This is a genomic window from Rhodopirellula halodulae (assembly GCF_020966775.1).
In the GTDB taxonomy this organism is placed as follows: Bacteria; Planctomycetota; Planctomycetia; order Pirellulales; family Pirellulaceae; genus Rhodopirellula; species Rhodopirellula halodulae.
On record NZ_JAJKFV010000002.1, the window covers coordinates 448,623 to 462,808 of the forward strand.

16 protein-coding genes are annotated in these 14,186 nt (G+C 54.8%); 9 read left to right on the forward strand and 7 right to left on the reverse strand.

What is annotated here, in order from left to right; translation table 11 throughout:
• Positions 1-34: 34 nt before the first annotated feature.
• Together LOC70_RS02550 and LOC70_RS02555 are read right to left on the reverse strand one after the other, a co-directional pair.
• Positions 35-334 (reverse strand): hypothetical protein, encoded by a 300-nt coding sequence (locus tag LOC70_RS02550; protein ID WP_230251654.1) that lies wholly within the window; start codon positions 332-334, stop codon positions 35-37.
• Between the two features lie 32 nt (positions 335-366).
• Positions 367-600: a hypothetical protein gene (locus LOC70_RS02555; RefSeq protein WP_230251655.1), complete on the reverse strand. Its 234-nt coding sequence runs from the start codon at positions 598-600 to the stop codon at positions 367-369.
• Positions 601-794: 194 nt separating this feature from the next.
• Between LOC70_RS02555 and LOC70_RS02560 the strand changes: the two genes are divergently transcribed.
• The 5 genes from LOC70_RS02560 (at position 795) to LOC70_RS02580 (ending at position 5,511) form a co-directional block, all read left to right on the forward strand.
• On the forward strand, positions 795-1,757 hold the full coding sequence (locus tag LOC70_RS02560; RefSeq protein ID WP_230251656.1) for a nucleotidyltransferase domain-containing protein: 963 nt from the start codon (positions 795-797) through the stop codon (positions 1,755-1,757).
• Positions 1,754-2,518, forward strand: coding sequence for a nucleotidyltransferase domain-containing protein (locus LOC70_RS02565; protein ID WP_230251657.1), 765 nt, complete (start codon positions 1,754-1,756; stop codon positions 2,516-2,518). Before LOC70_RS02560 ends, LOC70_RS02565 begins: the two co-directional genes overlap by 4 nt.
• Before the next feature lie 420 nt (positions 2,519-2,938).
• The gene (tuf, locus tag LOC70_RS02570) at positions 2,939-4,141 is read left to right on the forward strand and encodes an elongation factor Tu (RefSeq protein WP_255715182.1); all 1,203 of its coding nucleotides are present in this window, start codon (positions 2,939-2,941) and stop codon (positions 4,139-4,141) included.
• Between the two features lie 381 nt (positions 4,142-4,522).
• Positions 4,523-5,056, forward strand: coding sequence for an ATP-grasp domain-containing protein (locus LOC70_RS02575; RefSeq protein WP_390888979.1), 534 nt, complete (start codon positions 4,523-4,525; stop codon positions 5,054-5,056).
• A complete protein-coding gene (locus tag LOC70_RS02580; protein ID WP_230251658.1) occupies positions 5,053-5,511 on the forward strand; it encodes a macro domain-containing protein in 459 nt (152 codons plus the stop codon). Before LOC70_RS02575 ends, LOC70_RS02580 begins: the two co-directional genes overlap by 4 nt.
• Here the strand turns inward: LOC70_RS02580 and LOC70_RS02585 are convergent.
• Positions 5,498-5,848, reverse strand: a complete 351-nt coding sequence (locus tag LOC70_RS02585) for a low molecular weight protein tyrosine phosphatase family protein (protein WP_230251659.1) — start codon at positions 5,846-5,848, stop codon at positions 5,498-5,500. The two genes, LOC70_RS02580 and LOC70_RS02585, sit on opposite strands and share 14 nt — an antisense overlap.
• 368 nt (positions 5,849-6,216) lie before the next feature.
• Between LOC70_RS02585 and LOC70_RS02590 the strand changes: the two genes are divergently transcribed.
• Positions 6,217-6,597, forward strand: a complete 381-nt coding sequence (locus LOC70_RS02590; protein ID WP_230251660.1) for a GIY-YIG nuclease family protein — start codon at positions 6,217-6,219, stop codon at positions 6,595-6,597.
• Between the two features lie 46 nt (positions 6,598-6,643).
• Here the strand turns inward: LOC70_RS02590 and LOC70_RS02595 are convergent, their stop codons facing one another.
• On the reverse strand, positions 6,644-7,174 hold the full coding sequence (locus LOC70_RS02595) for an NUDIX domain-containing protein (protein WP_230251661.1): 531 nt from the start codon (positions 7,172-7,174) through the stop codon (positions 6,644-6,646).
• A gap of 295 nt (positions 7,175-7,469) precedes the next feature.
• On the opposite strand from LOC70_RS02595, the gene LOC70_RS02600 reads away from it, so the two are divergent.
• Positions 7,470-8,828: a PQQ-binding-like beta-propeller repeat protein gene (locus LOC70_RS02600; RefSeq protein ID WP_230251662.1), complete on the forward strand. Its 1,359-nt coding sequence runs from the start codon at positions 7,470-7,472 to the stop codon at positions 8,826-8,828.
• A 309-nt stretch (positions 8,829-9,137) separates the two neighbouring features.
• Positions 9,138-10,373 carry a right-handed parallel beta-helix repeat-containing protein gene (locus tag LOC70_RS02605; protein ID WP_230251663.1) on the forward strand — a complete coding sequence of 412 codons (1,236 nt, stop codon included), beginning with the start codon at positions 9,138-9,140 and terminating at the stop codon, positions 10,371-10,373.
• A 278-nt stretch (positions 10,374-10,651) separates the two neighbouring features.
• Here the strand turns inward: LOC70_RS02605 and LOC70_RS02610 are convergent, their stop codons facing one another.
• The 3 genes from LOC70_RS02610 to LOC70_RS02620 all read right to left on the reverse strand — a co-directional run bounded on the left by LOC70_RS02610 (position 10,652) and on the right by LOC70_RS02620 (position 12,624).
• A complete protein-coding gene (locus LOC70_RS02610) occupies positions 10,652-11,779 on the reverse strand; it encodes a hypothetical protein (protein ID WP_230251664.1) in 1,128 nt (375 codons plus the stop codon).
• Positions 11,780-11,845: 66 nt separating this feature from the next.
• A complete protein-coding gene (locus LOC70_RS02615) occupies positions 11,846-12,232 on the reverse strand; it encodes a hypothetical protein (RefSeq protein ID WP_230251665.1) in 387 nt (128 codons plus the stop codon).
• 116 nt (positions 12,233-12,348) lie between these two features.
• A complete protein-coding gene (locus LOC70_RS02620; RefSeq protein WP_230251666.1) occupies positions 12,349-12,624 on the reverse strand; it encodes a type II toxin-antitoxin system TacA family antitoxin in 276 nt (91 codons plus the stop codon).
• 192 nt (positions 12,625-12,816) lie between these two features.
• Here LOC70_RS02620 and LOC70_RS02625 point away from each other — a divergent pair, with 192 nt between their 5' ends.
• Positions 12,817-14,040 carry a recombinase family protein gene (locus LOC70_RS02625; RefSeq protein ID WP_230251667.1) on the forward strand — a complete coding sequence of 408 codons (1,224 nt, stop codon included), beginning with the start codon at positions 12,817-12,819 and terminating at the stop codon, positions 14,038-14,040.
• The last annotated feature ends 146 nt before the right edge of the window (positions 14,041-14,186 follow it).

A 14,186-nucleotide genomic window follows, 5' to 3' on the forward strand; every position in this document is an offset into this window, starting at 1 on the left:
CGGTTGGGTCTCCTTCTCGAGAATCTCGGGTGCGTTAACCGTTGTGGACAGTCAGCCCAGAGTCGGGAGAAGACTCAAGCCGAGATGCGGCTGAGTCGCCAGAGGTTTCCGAGGGTTCGGTGCCGTCTTGTTCGGTCGTTTTGCTCAATCCGCCGCGGCCGTTCAATCGGGCCAGTGCGATCCCGAGAAGTTCGACAACGCGGCGTTGATGCTGATCGGCGGTGTTTTGATCGATCGGTTGTTCAATCTCTTCGCCTGCTTCATCGAGTTGTTGACGCATTTGGTGGACAGAGTGTCGGTGGATGGCAGGATCGGGTTCGGTGCCTCGTTGCATCAGTAGTCTCGTTTGCGGAAATCTGAAACGGGTTAACGGTTGGGAACAGTCAGCCCAGAATCCGAAAGAGACTCAAGCCGAGATGCGGCGGAGTCGCCAGAGATTGGCAAAGAAGTGGAACCATCCCGCTCAGTTGCTTGGGACAGTCCGGCTCGACGATTCAGACGCGTCAGTCCGACCGCCAGGATTTCGACGACACGTTGTTCACGCTGCTCAGCGGAAAGCTCGCCAGCAGATAGGTCTTCGGTGAGATAAAGCGATGACACAGAATGCTCCTCAATTGGAAACAATCCGAGCCAAGTGCCTGCGATACTCGCCCAGCCAAAGCCTACGGAGAAGAAGTTAACAGCCGATGAGACTTACCTACCCGGTTCACGCCCGGGCCGACGAATGAGATTCGCTCCAGCAGAACCCATCTAGCTAAAATTTGTCTCTCTCGTGTCGTCCAATCAACTCCAAGGTGTCACGCTCCATAGGGAAGCTTTCAGTGACGGAACATTCGCTTATCTACAGTGTCGGCACGCAGGTGGTCGCTCAAAAAGAGGTCATGGCGGCGGGTGATCGTATTGCGCACCCGGCGGGCGCTGTCGGTGTGATCGTCCGGTCGCCAGTCGATCGCACCCATGCGTACCGCGTGAAGTTCAGTGACGGTTTCGAGGCTCCGATCCATCACGACCAACTTGTTCGACTGGCGGAATTCAAATCCAACAGCATCCGTGATAACGACGCACCGCTGATGAGTTCGGGCTTGTACGATCGCGTGATCTATCGCTGTGTGATCGGATCGCGGGCTTACGGCTTGGAAGACGAAGCGTCGGATACCGATCGCCGTGGAATCTACTTGCCGGCGGCTGACCTGCACTGGTCGCTGTTCGGGGTTCCGGAGCAACTAGAAAACGATGAGACGCAAGAGGTTTACTGGGAGCTGCAGAAGTTTATCGTTCTCGCACTGAAGGCGAACCCGAATGTGCTCGAGTGCCTCTATTCCCCAATCGTTGAGTCGGCGACTTCGCTGGGCGAAGAACTGCTCGAAATGCGATCTGCATTCCTCTCGAAGCTCATCTTCCAGACGTTCTCTGGGTACGTTGCATCGCAGTTCAAAAAGATGCAAACCGACATCCGCAATCAGGGGCGAGTGAAGTGGAAGCACGTGATGCACTTGGTTCGGTTGCTGCTGTCGGGAACCCATGTCTTGCGTTCAGGCGAGATGATGGTGGACGTTGGCCAGTATCGAGGTCAATTGTTGACGATCAAACGAGGTGAGATGCCGTTCGCCGAAGCAGACTCGTGGCGGAAGGAACTGCAAAACGATTTTGAGTCTGCGTTCAAAACAACCAAGCTCCCAGAGCGTCCCGACTACGAGCGTGCCAACGCATTCCTAGTCGACGCACGCCGGCGAGCGATGGGAGAGTCATTGCCATGACCGATGCCAGCACGACTGACCACGCGAAGATGATGCAGCACGTCGAGTCGCATCCATACCCGCTGCTTTTCGCGACCATTAGTGGAGCCCATCTTTATGGTTTCCCTTCACCCGATTCCGACTTCGATCTGCGTGGCGTTCACATGTTGCCACTGGAGACCGTTGTCGGACTCGATGAAGGAGATCAGACTGTTGAGAAAGAGGGCATCTACGACGGCCTCGAAATCGATCTCGTCACGCACGACGTGGAGAAGTTCTTTCGATTGATGCTGAAGCGAAACGGGTACGTGCTTGAGCAAATCTTCTCGCCGCTGGTGGTGTACAGCACGCCCGAGCACGAGGAGCTCAAGTCGATCGCCAAGAATTGCATCACGCGTCACCACGCACATCACTACCTCGGGTTTGCCGCGACCCAGTGGAAGCTTTTCGCCAAGGAGTCGCCGCCGCGCGTCAAGCCGCTGCTATACGTGTATCGCGTGCTGCTGACGGGAACCCACCTGATGCGCACTGGCGAGGTGGAAGCCAACCTGATCACGCTAAACGAGTCGGCCAAGCTCTCGTACATCGACGAACTCGTGGACCGCAAGCGTTCTGGCCCCGAGAAAGGAACGCTTGAAGCTGCCGATCTGGAATTCCACACCCGAGAATACGAGCGACTCACCACCGAACTTGAGGCGGCCTTTGAAGCCAGCAAGCTTCCCGAGATGCCGTCGGCTCGTGGTGAACTCAATGATCTGCTCGTTCGATTGCGACTGCGATGAAATGGTAGTGGATGAGGCGACGAATCCCGTACGCTAGGACTCGTCGCCTCGTCCACTACGAAAAAAAGCGAACCAGTCTCACCCATAGGTGTCTCTGCTTCGGTCCGTCAATTCTGGAAAACCAATGACTAATTTCACCACAACATCAACATCATCAATGACCGACTCGTCATTCGACGGCGAGGCGGGGATGGTGCGTCGTGGTTGAAGTCTAAGTTCAAAACGATTCGCAAAGCCCGCCTGGTGATTCACTTGGCGGGCTTTTTTTGTGGATTGCCGGTTCGTGATTGACGGCGTTTTCCTGTTTCTTCGTTTCCGTTCATCTGGCGCTCACGCAGGGCAAAAAGGTTGCCGAGGCTGCTCACCTCGGCCGCTGGCGATCGGTGCGAAACGTTTCCTTTACCAAGGAGTTTGCGAGCTATGGTTCAGAACGAAATGACGCGAAATGGCAAGGTGTCGGTCAACGTCGGCACGATCGGTCACATCGACCACGGCAAAACAACACTGACTTCTGCCCTGTTGCGCGTTCAATCCGAGAAGGGACTGGCCAAGTACAAGTCTTACGAATCGATCGCCAAGGGCGGCATTGTTCGTGACAAGAACAAGACCGTTACCGTGATCGCTTCGCACGTGAAGTACGAAACGGCTCTTCGCAACTACGCCCACATCGACTGTCCCGGTCACGCCGACTATATCAAGAACATGATCACTGGTGCGGCTCAAATGGACGACGCGGTGTTGTTGGTATCTGCAGCTGATGGTCCGATGCCACAGACTCGCGAACACTTGTTGCTGGCACGACAAGTTGGCGTGCCGCACTTGGTTGTGTTCATGAATAAGTGCGACCTGGTCGAAGACGCCGAATTGCTCGAGCTGGTCGAACTGGATTTGCGTGAGTTGCTCAGCGAGTACGGTTACGACGGCGAAAAGACTCCGGTCATTCGCGGCTCGGCCAAGCAAGCTCATGACGACCCCACGAATCCGAAGGCAATCGAGTGCATTGAGCAGTTGCTGGATGCTCTGGACCGATGGATTCCTGATCCTGTTCGTTTGATCGACAAGCCGTTCTTGATGCCAATTGAGAACGTTTACTCGATTGCCGGCCGCGGTACCGTCGTGACTGGCAAGATTGAGCAGGGAATCGTTCGCGCCGGTGACAGCGTCGAGATCCTCGGACTGAGATCCGCAACCGCGACGGATGTGATCACGCAAGTGGAATCGTTCGGCGAAGTCTTGGAGGTCGGGAATGCCGGTGACAACGTTGGCGTGTTGCTTCGCAAGACGGCTCACAACGAGATCACCAAAGGCCAAGTCTTGGCGGAGGCGGGGACATTGACACCGCATCACGAATTCGAGGCCGAAGTGTACGTGTTGAAGAAAGAGGAAGGAGGCCGGCACACGCCGTTTTTTGACGGCTATGCTCCTCAGTTCTTCTTCCGAACCACGAACGTGACCGGCAGCGCAAACGTGATGGGCGGAGTCGACATGGCGATGCCCGGCGACGGCGTGCAGTTGAAAGTCACGCTGAAGCAACCGATCGCGGTCGCTGACGGTGACCGCTTCGCCATCCGAGAAGGCGGCAAGACCGTCGGATCGGGCGTGGTGACACGCGTCGTCGGCTAGATCGGCGACAATTGGGTAGCATTGCACAACGCTCGCGGCGGAGAGATCCGTCGCGGGCGTTTCGAGTTTTTCTGAAGTATTCGTTCCGTGGCGAGACTAACTGTGACATCGATAGTCTGGATTCTTGAATCCGAAGTGTTCCCTATTTCCCACTCAAGGCTGCGCCGGGCGATCAATGATGCTGGGCATCGCATCGTTGAGTCACGGGATGATTGGTGGCTGGATGAACCACCCAAGTTCGATACGCAGACGCCGGTTGTTTTCCATGGGTCGCTTGGCAATGCGGCTGTCATTGAGATGAAAACGAGTTGGTCTCCCGGCTCGTTTTGCCCAGTGAACGCCTTCTGCTGCACAGCTTGGTATCCGAGAGCAAGCAACTGGTTGCTTCATCGCGATTGGCGTTGTGTGCCGGCGAATGACTTGGTCGCCAGTGCTGCCGACGTCGCTAGCTCGATTGGTTGCACTGATCGTGTCTTTGTTCGACCAGACAGCCCCCTCAAACCTTTCAGCGGTCGCGTGCTGGATGTAGATTCGATTTCCCTCAAGGCACTCGACCATGGGTTCTACTACGAAGACGAAACGCTTCCGGTTATTGTCGCGCCGGTCGCCAACATTGGACGCGAGTGGCGGTTTGTTATCGTTGATGGACAAGTGATTGCTGGCAGCAGCTACGACGCGGAAACACGGCGTGCATCATCGGCAGGCGAGGACTCGAATGCTCTCGACTTGGCTGAGGAGATCGCATCCTCCATGGAACCGCCATCGCCGGTCTACGTCCTGGACATTTGCGAGGTGGACGATAAGTGCCGTCTACTTGAGCTGAATCCGTTTGGAGGAGCCGACTTGTACGATTGCGACCCCCAAGCCATCGTGAAAGCTGTGTCCGATCATGCCATTCGGAGTATTAAATCGTGAACAGAATCGAAGGTGACCTACTGAGATTTGCTGGCGAGGGCCGTTTCGACCTGATCATTCACGGATGCAATTGTTTTTGCACGATGGGGGCAGGCATCGCAAAGGCTATCCGCGACCGATTTCCAGCAGCGTATGAAGCAGATTTGGCAACCGAGAAAGGGAGCCGTGAGAAGTTGGGCTCTTATTCATCAGCCGATGTATCGATCGACGATCATCGACTCACCGTCGTAAACGCGTACACGCAGTTCAACTATCGTGGCGCCGGCGTAAAAGCCGACTACGACGCGATCCGAAACGTGTTTCGCAAAGTGAGATCTGACTTCAAGCGTAAACGAATCGGATACCCAATGCTCGGTGCCGGTTTGGCTGGTGGTGATTGGGATACAATCAGTTCGATCATCAATGAAGAGCTTGTGGGAGAAGACCACACGCTGGTTGTGTTCAAGCCTTCGTAATCGCCGCGTCAATGAATGGATCGGCGGAGGAACGGATTAGCTCCATCAACTCCGGGTCCATGAACTGGTAGTCGTCTGGAATGTGCAGGACTTCGATTGGTAGGAACTTGGTCTCACCGGGGAAGTCCGCGAGCAAACGACGGCGATGCTTGTATTCCATCACCAGCACGAGATCCGCCCAAGCGAGATCGGCGGCGTGAATCGTCTGCTTGGCGGACCTCGCGGTGCCTCGAGACCGAACCGCCACTCGCGGATCGTCACGATAGACCGCTTCGGCCGTCGGGCTTCGCCACTGATTTTTGCTGCAAACGAACAAGACGTTGATTCTTTTGGCCATCAAATGCTCTTTGGATGCTGATCGGAAACGCGGTGAAAAACACGGACACTCATGAGATTGGTTTCGTTCGGACGATTGCCCTTGTTCCAGCGCGGGACACGTAGGTTGGTTCGGAACAGCCGCGTTCGATTCATATTCGACTCAAGAACCAGCAATCGAGTGGAGTACCAAAAGCTTTCCAGCAGCACCGAAATTGGAACATCCTCCATCCGGCACGTCACGAGTCTCGCATACCAGAGATTCACCAGAGGCAATGTCTGACCTCAAGACCATCCCATGGAGCTTCCTCCCGGGTGGGACTTTCGCGACGCCGAATTTACTGGCACAGTGATGCACGTACTGCTTTTTCCATCTGCGAGAGAACCGTCTTGAGCAACGCTGGCGTCTATTTCTTCACGTGCGAAATCGACGGCAGAAAGTACGTCAAGATTGGACGGTCCACCAACATTCGTCGGCGACGCACTCAACTTCAATCCGGATGCCCGTTTCGCCTTCGTATCGAACATGCGGAACCGCTGCCCGAAGAGGAAGCCCGTGAGAAGGAGCGTGAGTGGAACCGGCAGTTCCAACGTGCACGCCTACCAGACTTGCAGCTTCCGTCAACGAAAACAGAAGCTCCCTTACAGTTCACGCCCAAGTGGTTTTCTTACGAAGGCGAAATTCGAGAATTCGTCGAAACACTGAAAGCCGGTGCTCGACCCGATCGTTTGCGGTCGATGGATGAGCCACAGGCCCGGCTCTTTGAGTGATCGGCTCAATCACGCAGATCTCATTTCCAGAGAGCTTCACGCGTTCTCATAGCTCGACCTGAACGAGCTTGGCAAACAACACTCGCAAAAGCTCCTGCTTTCGAGCTGAATTGTCTGCCAAGCAATTGCGAACCTGATCAACCGTCATCCACTGGTGCGCAGACACCTCAGCGGGGTTGCAGGTGACAGGCGTGTCCTCGGCAACCTTGCTGAGCGTACCGTAGTAAGCTTTGCCCTGCATCGGACGGATAGAAAACTCCACATCCCGACTGCCTTCTCTCTCGGGGATAGATTTGCGTCCCAACCACGTCGAACGCCGGAAGTGCATTTGTTTGCGACTAATCCCCAATTCGATGTCCAAACACCGTTCCGTGGCTTCTTCGACCGACACATTGGGTGCGATGCCTTCCTGCGGTGGCATCCAAACGTTTCGCCCAGCCGCCGGTTGAACGAACAGATACGCATCCCGCTCCAAAGATTGGATCAAGCAGATCGCGACCGGCCGGTATCCCAACAAGCGTTCACGAGTCGGTCGATCGTACGCCAGCTTTCCAGCAACTTTGATCCAATCGAGCATCTATCGCATCCCTTTGATCCAGCACAAAACCTTGAGCCAGAATCGTAGCTGCCGAACGTGACTCTGCCGATGCCAGTGCTGGCACCTCAACGTCCAACAAAGACCCGATCGACGGCATCGATTGACGATTGCCTTCTCACCGCCATCAACGAATTGCAGCCGAAGAGTCACATCGCAAGCACAAGGCGAGACCCGACGCATTGGCCGAGCAGTTAGAATCGTCTTCACCGAAGAGATCAAAAGCTCGAGGTTCGCACACGTTGAAGCTCGATACTACTCACCAGAAATGAAACCCATGTCGCATTCGAAATCTTGTTGTTGGCGTTCATCAGCAACGCTTGTTGCAAGTTGGCTCTTGGCTGCCGCGTGGCTACCAGGTGCCAACGTTTCAGCTCAGTGGTCAGGATGGATGGGCGACTCACGTGATAACCGCCCCTCAAACGTCCAACTGCCCGAAGACTTTCAATCGACGAAGCCCAAACTCGTCTGGGAAGCTGATGCTGCCGGTGGATACTCCGGACCGGCAGTGGTTGGCGAATCCCTGTTCCTGACAGACTATCAAACGAATGATGACAACACGGTCACCAACTTCGAACGCAAAAATGTGACGGGTGTCGAAAGAGTTCGGTGTCTGGACGCAGCCACCGGAACCGAAAAATGGAGCTTCAGCTATCCGGTCTCCTACACCATCTCCTATCCCGCCGGCCCGCGTGTGACACCGACCGTTGAAGAGGATCGTGTTTATACGCTTGGTGCAGAAGGCGACTTGTATTGTTTCGATGTCCAGTCGGGAGACATTCGATGGAACAAAAAGCTTCCCCAGGAATACAAGACCAAGGCTGCTTTGTGGGGCTATGCAAGCCATCCATTGATTGACGGTGACAAATTGGTCTGTGTGGTCGGCGGAGACGGGACTCACACCGTTGCCTTTAACAAATCGACCGGCGAAGAGATCTGGCGATACGGCTCCGCAAGCGAACAAGGATACGTCCCGCCCACGTTGATCCAGACGGGCGGCACTCGGCAGTTGATCACGGCAAGCAAGGATTGGGTTTCTAGTCTGAATCCTGACACCGGGGACGAGTACTGGTCGGTGCCATACGAGGCAACCAACGGTTCGATCATCATGTCACCCGTGACGACCACCATTGAAGGCAAGCACTACCTGTACCTGGCAGGCTACTCGAACAAGAATTTGCTGTTGGAATTGGCAATGGATCAACCAACCGTCAAAGTCGTTTGGCAAGACCTTCATCGTCAAGCAATCGCTCCCGTGAATGTCCAGCCCATGGTTGAAGGCAACATGCTCTACGGATTCGACCAAAAAGGAACCTTCATCGGAGCAGAACTGCCTTCGGGGGAACGCCTCTGGGAAACGGCGTTGCCACTCGCCGAGCGACCGGTGCAAACGGGCACGGCGTTTCTTATCTCACCGCAGGGCGATGACCGCTACGCTCTCTTTACAGAACAAGGCGACCTGGTATTGGCGGACCTCAGTCCGAAAGGGTTTCGTGAGATCGATCGAACGCATTTGATCGAGCCGGCGGGAGTCGCTTTTGGACGAAAAGTTGTCTGGAGTGCTCCCGCTTACGTCGGCTCACGGATCTATGTTCGCAATGACAAACAAGTGCTTTGCTACGACCTGGGAAGCTGAGCGGATCTCTTCGTGGTAGACGCATCACGAGCAAGGACGCTTCTCGAAATGCCTCGCCGATCGCGTCCATCGACCGCTCGGTACCACAGAGAGAAACCTTGAGTCCTACATTTTCTATAGGGTCGTCGATTCCAATTCGAGGAGCACTCCATGAACGTTGCGTTGTATGCAATACGAGAATGCATTGCCACAAAGCGTTTTGATTCGGCAATGACAATGTTCGATTTTTCATTGCGTTCAGTCCGCTGATCTCAGCGACAACGCCAAAGATGTCAATTGGTTCATGCTGGCTTGGAAGTTGGTTTCGTGATGAAAGTTTTGCTTCAGACGCTGCTACTTGGTTGTCTGGCTGCAGGCGGTTTGGCAGCAGACTTGCGCGCCGAACGTTTCAACGTGGGACCAGATGATGACTGGTTCTCGCTACTCAACGGAGACGCTCTGCAACCCGGTGACACTGTGTCGCTGCAATCTGGTATCTACAGCGATTCAAGGCGGCTGGTGCTTTCGCACCGCGGCACACCAGCCAGTCCAATTGTCATCCAAGCAATGGGGGGTGCTGAGGTGGTGTTTCGCCGACCCGATGCCCGGCAGAACACATTCAACCTCGAAGGAGCTCAATATCTAACCCTTCGAGGTTTGTCGATCACCGCTGGTGCGGCTGGGATCAGAATCCGCGGCACAACAAACCATCCGGCCAAAGCGATCACAGTGGAGGAGATGCACATCCACCACATCAATGGTGTTGCGGTCACCTGCAACCATCCAGGCGACGACTATTCCGGGATGATCTTTCGCCGGAACCACATTCATCACACCGCGGGACACGGCGAGGCGTTCTATCTGGGCGGCAACAATGGATCGGCCATCTTCCATGATTCCGAGGTGAGCGAGAATTACATTCATCACTTGGACGCTCCCGAAATCAGTCAAGGAGATGGGATCGAGATCAAGCAAGGCAGCTACGGCAATTTGGTCGCACGCAATGTGATCCATAACACCAACTATCCCGCAATCACCGTCTATGGTGCGTCAGGACGGACGGTGAATCGAGTCGAAGAGAATGTGATTTGGAGCACGAATGACAGTGCCATGCAAGTCGCTGCTGACTGCGTGGTCCGCGGCAACTGGATTGCGAACGAAGGGCACTGTCTTTACAGCCGAAATCACCAGCAAGCGGTGGTCGGAAATCTGGACATTGATGGCAACATCCTCATCGCCAAAGGAACCGCATCCGCCATCCGGATCATCCACCCTCGCGACTCATCAGGATCCAATCAACTCAGTGGACCAGTCCGCATTCATCGCAACCGAATTGTCGTGAGTGAACCAGCTACCGCCATTCGTATTCCAAACGACAAGCTCATCCAAACCGGTGACAATGTTGTCAATGAAGTGCGTCTCGAACAGCGGAACGTGACCGCAAGCATGATTGAGCCGTCAGCGTTGTCCTCTGTTCTCACCGCCGAGCATCCCGTCTGGAAGGTCCTGACGAACGCTGACCTACTGAGGCAATTCCAGGCACGTTGCACCAAGCAGACTGACTGAATTGGTCTAGTCTGCCGAGCATCCCTTTGGCAATCTTCGCCTGGTCCCGCATTCACTGATAACTCAGATTTCTCAAAACCGCCTGGGCCTGTTTCTGACAGCCAAGTTTACAGCGGAAGCACCATTCCCGCATTGAAGCAGTGTTATCAGCGATCAAGAGAAGGCCCCGGTCCACTAAAGCCGCGAGTTAGTTTTTTCGATGGGGTACGTTTGAGACTTCAATCGGCGATCCGATCGGCCCGAATGTGACTCGGTCACGATCCCCGCTTGAATTGGATTTACTTGTAGTTCAAGCCTTCATCTTTAAAGGCTCGTTTGACGTGATGAAGCGTGGGATGCTTCTTCACGATTCTCTCGGCCGCGTCGTTCGCAAGGCGTTCACCTTTTTCACCACCGATCGCAACTCGGAGTTCTGACAGCAACTTTGCTGCTTGCTGGTAACTGGTTGTCGACCGCTTTTGGATCAGCTTTTCCGCTTCCGATATCGCTGCAGATGGATCTTCGCGTATTTTCGCAAGGCGTTTCTTCAGTTTGCGTTGCTCAGCGGCCAGCTCTCGTTTCTTTCTTTGGTCGGATTCTGCAGAGGCTTGTTCTCGAAGCTCGGCAAGCGTTCGAGTGCCCTCCGTTGTTGGCCACGTCTCCATGCCGGAAGCGTTTCGAATGGCGGCTAACGACTCGGCTCGAACAGCGACTGCATCTCCTTCAAGGACTCGCCGCATGAGCTTTTGAAGATCGCCACGAGATTGCTCGGTCAGCCACGCGTCGAAACTCGCTTCTCCGTCACTAGGGCGGTTGGTCGCATCAGAAGATTGGGTGCTGGCCGCGGCAAGTAAATCACGATCAATTTGATAGAAGTCGGCAAACTCAGCGAGCTCAGCCGGTAAGCTTTTCAGTCCAGCAGGTACGGGTGGTTCGAGGTCATCTTCATCCCAGTTGAAAGCAAGCCAACCTAGATAGAACGCCCGGATATCGCCAGCCATCAAGGCTTCGCGAATTCTCGGTAGCTGCTCCGTAAGATGGTCGAATTCGAAATAGTCTTCGGCGTAGGTTCCAGCGTCACCATCGGGCTGGATTGACAGCACGCCTCCCTTTCCGCGTTTGTCTTTCTTCCATTCAATGCGATACTTCATCGCGTACTCGTTGAATTGTTTCTGTTGCATCGGCAATCCAAATGGCAGCCGGAACATCAGCTTGCGAATCCCGAAGTTTGCGTAGTGCAGGTGCACGTCGTACCCACGCCGCATCATCTCAAGTGCATCGCCGCGAAAGTCACCGTAGTGGTACTCGTTCTGAAAGCTCCAACGTGTGACCTCTGCCCGCGTCGACTGGTCCTGCATGTATTCGAGTTGCTTGTCGTTCAACGGCTTATCCACCGCGGCGAAGTGGATGTACTGATACTCACTCATTGTTCGTGACTCCGTTGCATTGCGGACGCTCAATCGACTGCAAGGTGATGGGCATCACTTCACAATTCAAGATGAATAGAGTTTTTGCACGGTTTCCATCGGCAGGAATAGATGGGACTTCATCTTCAGTAGCGAGATGAATCCGAATCTCGAATAGAAATCCGCGGCCGATTTGTCTTTCGCATCAACGACGACAACCGCGGCGGCGATCTCTTTCGCCGATCGGGCACAACGTGATAAGGCGTCTGCGAGGAGCAATCGCCCAAGTCCTGGATGCCCTACATCGCGGGCTAAACGCCCGATCAAAATTCCGGGTACCTGTGGATAGCGAGGTAAACTCTTAACTGCTTCCTCGGGCAGGCCCCTCAGTTCCACCGATGTTGCGCAAAGTGTGTAGTAGCCGACGACACGATTGGGTTCCCCCGACGCCGTGAAAACGATAACTGCGGCCACTTTCCGGTTGACGTCTTGGCTAGCGAATCGCACCAAGTAGTCGTTGAGAACATCGACGCCGCAATCAAAGTCTTTTCGATTGTGCTTTTTGGTGAGTGCCTCGCAAACGTATTCGCTCACCGACTTGTCACCTTCTTGCGATGTTCCTTCGCGGCAGCTCGCAGCTCTTTGTTTGGTGACGGTGGTGATAGAAGTGCATCGACAAGCATACGGCTCTGGGTTCGGTCAAGCTGAACCCGCTCGTGCTCTTCAATAACCGCCTTGGCAGCTTGTTCCGCGTTGCCCAGCACAAAATCGGACACACTGCGCCCAAGATAGGCTGCAGCGCGCTCAATAAGCGCCTTCTGCTCAGTGGAGAGTCGTGTCTCAATGCGGGCGGATTTGGTTTCCATCGCTATTTCCCGAAATCGGATTGTTACAGCCTCTTAAGTGTACGGCAGAATTCCGTACAAGGCAAGCTGATTTTATAGGAAGCAAAACGGCGATCTACGTCACGCTCTGTGATCTGAAACAGCCTCCGCTAAAATACGATTCTCATTACATGCGACTCGATTGCATCCACACTGTTTCTGGAACCATTCCTTATGCATTCGCCCGCGGTCACGGCCATCTATGCGCGGAAGTCTCGTCCGAACGAGAGTGTGCTTGGTTCCTGTGAAGTGCAAGCAGCCATCTGTCGTGACACCGCCGAGGCGTTCAGCTGGGAGATCAAAGAAGTCTTCGCCGATGATGGTGGTTCGAGCGAAACGCTGGATCGGCCTGCGATGTCTCGACTGATCGAGCAGATTGAGCTGGGCGTGATTCGACGACTGATCGTGGATCGTGCAGATCGATTGTCACGCAAACTCCACGTGACTGCCCAACTGATGGAACTGTTTGATCGCTATGAAGTGGATTTGATTGTCGTCACCGATCCGAACTTTGGTTTGTCGGCGGCGAGTCGACTGTCCAGCAATATCGTGGCAGCGGCCAGCGAGTTTCAACTCGAGATGACTCGGGAACGCATGGCCGATTCACGCGCGGTGCTGAAGTCGAAGGGCAAACGCGTGGCGGGACCGGCACCGTTTGGATACCGCGCCGATCCATCAACGAAGCAGTTGGTTCAGGATATTGAAGAGGCAGTGATTGTTCGCGAGATCTTTCAATTGGCGGCTGACGGCGCAACACCGAGCTCGATCGCGGCGCTTGCGAACTTGAGGCGTTGGCCAGACGGAAAAGGCAAGATTGGGAGTTGGAACAGCGGGAGGATTCGCGACTTACTCAACAACCCGGTGTACGCCGGTGAGATACGTAACGGAGACTCGACGCTGCCCGGTTCGCATCAAGCAATGGTTTCGAAGGATACCTTTGAAGCTGCGCAGCGACATCTGAAGAAGCGACGCACACAAACGAGTGCAAGCCGCAACGCGTTGCCGCCTGTGTATTTGACGGGTGTTGTGATCTGTGGATCTTGCAACCGTCCGATGTCGACCAGCACTTCGCAGCGCAAGCTCGACGCTACTGGAAAAGTGCTGTATCGCTACTACCGCTGCCGCAGCGAATCGGGCGGTCGGCCTCCGTGTCCTGGTGTGAGTGTCAAAGTGCACGACCTCGAACAAATGCTTGTTCAATCGTTGGCAGACATTGACGGTATGGATGGCCAGATACCGCATCGATTCCGCGAGCACTTTGCACAGATGCCGGAGAAAGAACAGCTCGAGACTTTGCCCAAGGTCTTCGAGCAGATCGTCTACAAGCACGATGAATGCAAGATCCAGATGACGTTCCGTCCGGACGCTTTTGACCTACCCGACGTCGACGTTTCTTAACGGTGCGAACGTGGCATATTCGGCGTGAGATTTGGCCAACAGAGAGTTCGCGCGCGAGCCAAGGGTTTTTGGAGAGAGATCCCCGCTGAGGAGCGGTTCGCGCGTAGGTGCAAAAGTTCGCGCGCGAACCTCTCTGCCGATTCAAG